This is a genomic window from Mycobacterium timonense (assembly GCF_025821985.1).
GTDB lineage: Bacteria > Actinomycetota > Actinomycetes > Mycobacteriales > Mycobacteriaceae > Mycobacterium > Mycobacterium avium.
Window position 1 is genome coordinate 1 of sequence record NZ_JACKSY010000045.1, and the last position, 7713, is coordinate 7713.

Below are 7713 nucleotides of genomic sequence, written 5' to 3' on the forward strand. Positions count from 1 at the left end.
CACCCGCTGCCGCCTGACCACCATCACCGACGACAACCCCGACATAGGAGCCAACGACATGCCCGCACTCACCGCCTAACCCACCGGATCACGCAGCACTACACCACTTCCCGGGACTTGACCGGGCAGAAACGTCTGTAGTCGAGGTAGCACCTCGTTGCGGATGAGCTCGAGCATCTCCTGGCCCAAGAGCGGGATCAGCATGGCCCCGTCGGTAAGACGCAGTGCGTACATGTCGGCTATCAGTCCTGCCAACCCGCTGGCGGTGCCGACGTAGAGCAGCGTGTCGGCAGCGGACAGATCCGTAGACTCGGCCAGAGCCGCTCGCGCACACCGGGCCTCGTCGGCGATCACGACATTGATATCCGCTATCACATCGCGCCCGGGGTGCTCGGCGCGCGCAGCAGCCACCTGACGCGCTAGGCGACGCAGATCGGTCGCGCGCACCCGCGTGACGCCGCCGCCGGCGTTGTCCATCCACACCTGCTGGCCGCAGGCGATACCGAGCCGCAACGGTGCTGTGGCCGTGAGGTCGATGTCTGCCGCCCGGCCATCGTGGGTGCACATCGTGGCGAGATCACGATCCCGCCGGATCGATGACGATGGCGAATGCCTTGTTTTCGATGCCGCCCGAGCGGTCCAGCGAGATGAACTTCTCCTCGACGTATTCGTCGATGCAGTGGGGTCCGCCTTCGCGGCCCAGACCGCTTTCCTTGACACCACCGAACGGGTAGGCCGGGTGGATCACATGCCAGTTGTTTACCCAGACCATGCCGGCCTCGAGACGGCGGGCCACCTCCAAGGCATGCGCCTCGCTGCCGCCCCAAACCCCTGCGGAAAGACCGTAATCGGTGTCGTTGGCGATCTTGACTGCCTCGTCGACGCTGTCGTAGGTCAGCACGACCAGCACCGGCCCGAACACTTCTTCGCGCGCCACGCGCATGTCGTTGGTGACATCGACGAGGATGGTGGGTTCGATCCAATAGCCCTTGGCAAATTCGGGGCCCTGCGGTGACCCGCCGCCCAATGCGACCGTGGCGCCCTCCTCGGCCGCGATGCGCAAGTATTCGAGGATCCGGTCGCGCTGGGTGCCCGAAATGACCGGTCCGACATTGGTGGCCGGATCCAGGGGGTCACCGACTCGCAAGGTGGCTGCCCTCGCGATCAGCTTGTCAAGGATCTCGTCGCGCCGACTGCTGGGGATGAGTAGCCGGGTGCCCGCCTCGCACGCTTGGCCGTTGTTGGCCATACAAGCAAACAGGGCTCCGTCGACGGCCATGTCGATGTCGGCGTCGTCGAGAATGACATTGGCGCCCTTGCCACCCAGCTCCAGCGTGACCCGCCGGATCGAGTCGGCCGACTGCCGCAAAATGCTCTTGCCTACCGCAGTGGAGCCGGTGAACGCGACCTTACGTACACCGGGATGGCCGGACAGATACGCCCCGACGGGCTCCCCGTCGCCGGTGACCACGTTGAGCACCCCGGGAGGCAGGCCCGCGGCCTCGAATTCGCGGGCCAACTCAAGCAGCAGCAGCGGCGCATGCTCGTCCGGCTTGAGTATGAGCGAGTTGCCGGCGACCAGGGCGGGCCCAATTTTCCAGACCGCGGTGAGCAGCGGGATGTTCCAGGGCACAATCGCTGCGACCACACCCAGGGGCTCGCGCACCACGATGCCCTCGGCAGCAACCGGTTCGATGGTCGGGCCCGGCGTCTCCCACTGGTAAGTCGGGGCAATGGCAGCCAAGTACTGCAGCTGGGCGACCGATAGCCCGACGTGCAGGGCGCCGGTGATGCGGATGGTCGCACCGTTCTCCTTCGACTGCAGTGCGGCCAGCTCATCGCTGCGCGCTCCGAAACGTTCGGCCACTGTGTTGATGAGCGCGGCGCGTTCGGCCACAGGTGTGTGCCGCCACTTCCCTTCCTCGAAGGAGTGTGCGGCCGCGGCGACGGCCGCGTCCACGTGGGTCGTGGTGCCCTTGGCGACGGTGGCCACCAACTCTTCGGTTGCGGGACTGCGGATCTCGTAGCGGTCGTCGGCGTCGGTCCACTGTCCGTCGATGTACATCAGGTAGTGGCGGGTCATAAGTGTTCCTCTGGTGCGGCGTCGTTTTGGTATGCGGCTGGCGGGCGGCGGCTTGATGAAACCTCCCCGCCGCTTGCGGCCGAAGTCCTCGCAATCGTCTCGGAGCTCTCAGACACCCTGGACATCGGACCAGATCAGGACGTGGGGTCCCGACGGTGTTATCCCACCAGCGATGACGGGTCGAATCCCTCGGCCCAGTACTCGGGCGTCACGATCGGCAGTCCGAGTTCCTGGAGCACCGGGGTGTCGTTCCAGTAGGTAGTTTCGCGCTCGATCTTGCCGTTGGCGTCGAGCTGGTGCCAGGTGATGCCCCTGGTGCTCAGCGTCTTTCCGTTGGTCGGAACTCCCCGGTAGGTTTCCAATGCCTGGCCGGTCCAGTCCCACAGGATGACCACGGCGGGGTTGCCGCCGACGCCGGCGAGCTGGAACGCCTCGGTGACGGTGAAGGTGTGCAGCCCGACACCGGTGGTGGTGTCCTTGTTGGCAAACGGTGCCAGCCGCGGATACAGCTCGTCCTTGGTGATCGCGGTGTCGATCACATGATCGGAGTCGGCATGGTCGTCGTACACCAGATCCTCGGCGTAGAGGTCGACTGCGGCCGCCGTGTCGGTGGTCAGCGCCGCCGCCCAGGTCCGCGCGTGAGTGGTGGCCAGTGGCGTGTCTAAGCTCATAGTGTTCGCTCCTTTCAGACCAGTGCCGCAGACTTGCTGACGCTGACAGGGTCCACCGGCAGACCGAGATCGCGCACCGCGGTAGCGCAATCCCAGAAGCTCTCCTCACGTTTGATGCGCCCGTCGGCGTCATAGATGTGGAAGGTGATGCCGCGGGCACCGGGGACCTTGCCGTTGGTGGGCACGCCGACGAAGGCAGCTGCGGTCGGAGCGTTCCACGTCCAGCGGTAGATGGCGGCCTTGTCGTCGCCGACGACCTCATCGATCCGGAAGTTGTTGATGCCGATGCCGTTCTCGGTGTCAGCGTTGGCGTAGGGAGCGAATACTCGCAGTAGTTCGTCTTTGGACGTGATGGACTGACCGAGAATGGGGTCCTCAAACAAGAAGTCGTCGGCATAAAGAGCGACGACGGCTTCAGGGCTCTCCCGGAAAGCCTTCAACCATTTGACGGCAAATGCGTGGCTCATAACGGATTGTCTCCTCGCTGATGTAGTGCACAACTACGTTCCGACGCTATTGGCGGAATCTCCGGGCGACTACTACCGACAGGGGGATACGGACTGTCCGTCGGGGGGAGGCGGCGCGCAGGGTGTCCGCCACGGGCGGCGCCGTCCTCCCCGACGTTGGATCGAGTTCCCCCCTGTGAGGGGTGCGCACCGCGGCACATCAAGAGCAGCATCGGCACAACCACAAAGGAGCGCGCGATAACGCCGGGAATGAAATGGAGTCGTAGATGCTGCAACAGGACCTGACCGACGAGGACTTCGGGCCATGGTTCGCCAAGGCGCAGGAAGTCTCGCAGTTTTTCCGCGAAATCGGCCCCCGATACGATCAGGAAAACACTTTCGCCTACCCCTCGATCGAGGTGTTCAAGAATTCCGGGTTGGGCGCCTTACCGATACCGAAAGCGTTCGGGGGGCCCGGAGGCAACATTCTGCAGGTGTCCAAGGTCGTCTCGGAGCTGTCCCGGGGCGATTCGGCGATTACGTTGGCCTACAACATGCACTACATCATGGTCGGCATCGCCGGGAACTTGATGACCGAGGAGCAGAACAAGTATTGGCTGGGCCGCGTCGCCGACGGCGACCTGATGTTCGGCCCGTTTTCCGAGCAGCGCGCCGGGTTTTCCGGCCTGGCCGACATGCAGGCGGTCCCGCAAAAGGGCGGCGGCTGGCGGCTCTACGGTAAGAAGACCTGGGGCACCCTCTGTGAAGCCGCCGACATCATCACCACCAACGCCACCGAGACCGACGCCGACGGCAACCTGCCCGACACGTTCGACGGCCGCGTCGCCGCCGAGAAGCTGTTCATCGGGGAGTTCAAGCTCGACGAAAACCTGCAAGGCGACGGCATTCGCATCGACAAGACCTGGGACGCGCTGGGCATGCACGCCACCGGCACCCAAACGATCGTGTTCGACGGCTACTTCGTGCCCGAGGACGGCTTTGTCTCACCCTGGCGCGCAGGGGCTTTCGGTGTCTTGGAATGGGCCTCGTTGATGTTCGCCAGCATCTACTACGGCATGCAGCAGCGCATCCTCGAGGAATCCGTCAAAACGCTGTCAAAGAAACACCTGGGGGCCACGTTCGGCGCGATCGTCGCCGCCGACACCGAGGTCAAGAAAGTCGGGCACATCATCGACGGCATCGGCGACATGGCGTCTCGGGTGGAATGCTCGCGACGCGTCCTGTACCAAACCTGCCAGGACCTGATCGACGGCAAAGACAAACTGTGGGATCCGGAGCTGCGGTTCCCCTACCTGGGCCTGGCCAAGACCTTCATCGCCGACAATGTGCTGCATATGTCCCGGCACGCGATGAGCATGGTGGGCGGTTCGTCGTTCCGGAAAGGAACGATCTTCGAACGCTTGTACCGCGATTCGGCCGCATCGCTGTTTCAACCGCTTAACGCCGACCAGACCCGCACCTACATTGGTGAGTTTCTGCTCAACAAGGCAGCCCAACCAGCACCGCAAGCCTAGATCGGACTCAAGGTTTGCCGCCGTCGACGACCACCGCGACGGCGGCAAACCGTGTGAACACGAACTATCCAGTGCCAGTGCAGCTTTCAACCAACACCCGAACATTGCCCCTCGTCGTCACCGCACGTGCAGGCACATTACTCTGGGAAAGGGCGATCAATGTCGCAGGAAGCTTTCATCTATGAGGCGATCCGCACTCCCCGCGGCAAACAGCGAAACGGGTCGTTGACCGAGGTCAAGCCGCTCAACCTGGTGGTCGGGCTGATCGACGAAGTGCGTCGCCGCAGTCCCGACCTCGATGAGACTCTGATCAGCGACATCGTATTGGGTGTCGTCACCCCCGTCGGTGATCAGGGTGGCGATATCGCCCGCACCGCCGCACTGGCCGCAGGGCTGCCCGACACCACCGGCGGTGTGCAACTCAACCGCTTCTGCGGCTCGGGTCTAGAGGCACTCAACATCGCCGCACAGAAAGTCCGCTCCGGGTGGGATGATCTGGTACTGGCCGGCGGTGTCGAATCGATGAGCCGCGTGCCGATGCTCTCCGATGGTGGCGCCATGTTCAACGACGTCACCTTCACCTACGACCATCACATCGCGCCGCAGGGCATCGGCGCCGACCTGATTGCGACCCTGGAAGGCTTCACCCGCGAAGACGTGGACGCCTACGCCCTGCGTAGCCAGCAACGCGCCGCGGCCGCGTGGTCGGGCGGTTACTTCGCCAAGTCGGTTGTGCCGGTGTACGACCAAAGCGGACTGCTCATCCTCGACCACGACGAGCATATGCGCCCCGGCACCACCGCCGAGAGCCTAGCCACACTCAAGACCGCGTTCGACAAGATCGGCGCACAAGCCGGATTCGATGACGTGGCGCTGCAGCGCTACCACTGGGTCGAGACGATCAACCACGTCCATACCGGTGGCAACAGCTCCGGCATCGTCGACGGCGCCGCCTTGCTGCTCGTCGGTTCGGAAAAGGCCGGCACCTCACAGGGATTGACGCCGCGGGCGCGAATCGTGGCCACCGCGACCAGCGGCGCCGATGCCACGATCATGCTCACCGGCCCCCAGCCGGCCACTCAGAAAGCACTCGACCGTGCCGGTCTCACGCTCAACGATATCGACCTTTTCGAGCTCAACGAGGCGTTCGCCTCGGTGGTGCTCAAATACCAGCGCGATTTGGACATCCCCGACGAGAAGCTCAACGTTAATGGCGGCGCGATCGCGATGGGGCATCCGCTGGGCGCCACCGGCGCCATGCTTATTGGAACCATGGTCGACGAGCTGGAACGGCGCAATGCGCGCCGCGCTCTGATCACGCTGTGCATTGGCGGCGGCATGGGTGTGGCCACCATCATCGAACGCGTCTAAGCAACAAGCCGAAAGACCAAGAGGACCAAAGGCTATGGCAGAGAACACGATCACGTGGGACATGGACGCCGACGGCATCGTCACCCTGACACTTGACGACCCCACCGGGTCGGCCAACGTGATGAACGAGCACTACCGGCAGTCCATGCATAAGACGCTGAAACGGCTTGCCGCCGAACAGGAGTCGATCACCGGCGTCGTGATCACCAGCGCGAAGAAGACCTTCTTCGCCGGTGGTGACCTGAAGTGGATGATCAGCCTCGGCCCGGAGAGCGCCGGACATGCGTTCGATCTTGTCGAGCAGGTCAAGAAGGATCTGCGCGCGCTGGAGACGCTGGGTAAGCCGGTGGTGGCCGCGATCAACGGGGCTGCCCTCGGCGGTGGTCTCGAGCTCGCGTTGGCGTGTCATCACCGCATCGCCGCCGACGTCAAGGGTGTCGCGGTCGGACTGCCCGAGGTGACGTTGGGCCTGCTGCCCGGTGGGGGCGGGGTGGTGCGGACGGTACGAATGCTGGGGATCCGCAAGGCGTTCACCGAGGTGCTGTCCCCGGGAACCCGGTTTCGGCCGGCCCAGGCCAAGCGGGCCGGGTTGGTCGATGAACTCGTGTCGTCGGTCGACGAGTTGGTGCCGGCGGCCAAGGCATGGATCAAAGCCCACCCGGACGCACACACCCAGCCCTGGGACGTCAAGGCCTACAGGATGCCCGGTGGCACCCCTGCCTCGCCGGAACTGGCGGCGATCCTCCCGACGTTCGGGTCAAGCCTGCGTAAACAGCTCAAGGGCGCGCCCACCCCGGCACCGCGGGCGATCTTGGCCGCCGCCGTCGAGGGCGCGCAGGTGGACTTCGACACCGCCAGCCGCATCGAGAGCCGTTACTTCACGCAGCTGGTCACCGGCCAGGTCGCCAAGAACATGATTCAGGCGTTCTTCTTCGATCTGCAGCACATCAACGGCGGCGGCTCACGCCCGGATGGCATCGAGCCGGTCAAGATCAACAAGATCGGCGTGCTCGGCGCCGGCATGATGGGCGCGGGCATCGCCTACGTCTCGGCCAAGGCCGGATACGAGGTTGTGCTCAAGGACGTCGAGATCGAGGCCGCCAAGAAGGGCAAGGCCTACTCGGAAAAACTTGAGGCCAAAGCCCTTCAGCGTGGCAAGACCACCGAGGAGAAGAGCAAGGCGCTGCTGGACCGCATCACGCCGTCCGCCGACCCGGCCGACTTCAAGGGCGTCGACTTCGTGATCGAGGCAGTGTTCGAGAACCAGGACCTCAAGCACAAGGTGTTTCAGGAGATCGAGGACATCGTGGAGCCGAACGCGCTGCTCGGCTCCAACACCTCGACGCTGCCGATCACCGGTCTGGCGACCGGCGTGAAGCGCCAAGAGGACTTCATCGGGATCCACTTCTTCTCCCCGGTGGACAAGATGCCGTTGGTGGAGATCATCAAGGGCGAGAAGACTTCTGACGAGGCGCTGGCCCGGGTGTTCGACTACACGCTGGCCATCGGCAAGACCCCGATCGTGGTCAACGACAGCCGCGGCTTCTTCACCAGCCGCGTCATCGGCACCTTCGTCAACGAGGCGCTGGCCATGCTCGGTGAGGGCG

7 protein-coding genes are annotated in these 7713 nt (G+C 64.2%); 3 read left to right on the plus strand and 4 right to left on the minus strand.

Translation table 11 applies throughout. From position 1 onward, the window contains the following. Window positions 1–75: 75 nt before the first annotated feature. From H7I87_RS12605 to H7I87_RS12620, 4 genes are all read right to left on the minus strand, one after another. On the minus strand, window positions 76–477 hold the full coding sequence (locus tag H7I87_RS12605) for a hypothetical protein (RefSeq protein ID WP_139800251.1): 402 nt from the start codon (window positions 475–477) through the stop codon (window positions 76–78). A 100-nt stretch (window positions 478–577) separates the two neighbouring features. After that, entirely contained in the window at window positions 578–2083 is a 1506-nt protein-coding gene (locus H7I87_RS12610; protein ID WP_063967117.1) for an aldehyde dehydrogenase family protein, read from the minus strand. Between the two features lie 158 nt (window positions 2084–2241). Continuing rightward, the gene (locus H7I87_RS12615; protein WP_063967116.1) at window positions 2242–2754 is read right to left on the minus strand and encodes a ketosteroid isomerase-related protein; all 513 of its coding nucleotides are present in this window, start codon (window positions 2752–2754) and stop codon (window positions 2242–2244) included. Between the two features lie 14 nt (window positions 2755–2768). Next, on the minus strand, window positions 2769–3221 hold the full coding sequence (locus tag H7I87_RS12620; protein ID WP_063967115.1) for a nuclear transport factor 2 family protein: 453 nt from the start codon (window positions 3219–3221) through the stop codon (window positions 2769–2771). Window positions 3222–3487: 266 nt separating this feature from the next. Between H7I87_RS12620 and H7I87_RS12625 the strand changes: the two genes are divergently transcribed. The 3 genes from H7I87_RS12625 to H7I87_RS12635 all read left to right on the plus strand — a co-directional run. Continuing rightward, window positions 3488–4735, plus strand: coding sequence for an acyl-CoA dehydrogenase family protein (locus tag H7I87_RS12625; protein WP_063967114.1), 1248 nt, complete (start codon window positions 3488–3490; stop codon window positions 4733–4735). Window positions 4736–4894: 159 nt separating this feature from the next. Further along, complete coding sequence (locus H7I87_RS12630) at window positions 4895–6106, plus strand: acetyl-CoA C-acetyltransferase (RefSeq protein ID WP_063967113.1); 1212 nt, start codon at window positions 4895–4897, stop codon at window positions 6104–6106. Between the two features lie 34 nt (window positions 6107–6140). Then, window positions 6141–7713 (plus strand): 3-hydroxyacyl-CoA dehydrogenase NAD-binding domain-containing protein (locus H7I87_RS12635; RefSeq protein WP_264002700.1); only part of this gene is annotated, 1573 nt, incomplete at its 3' end.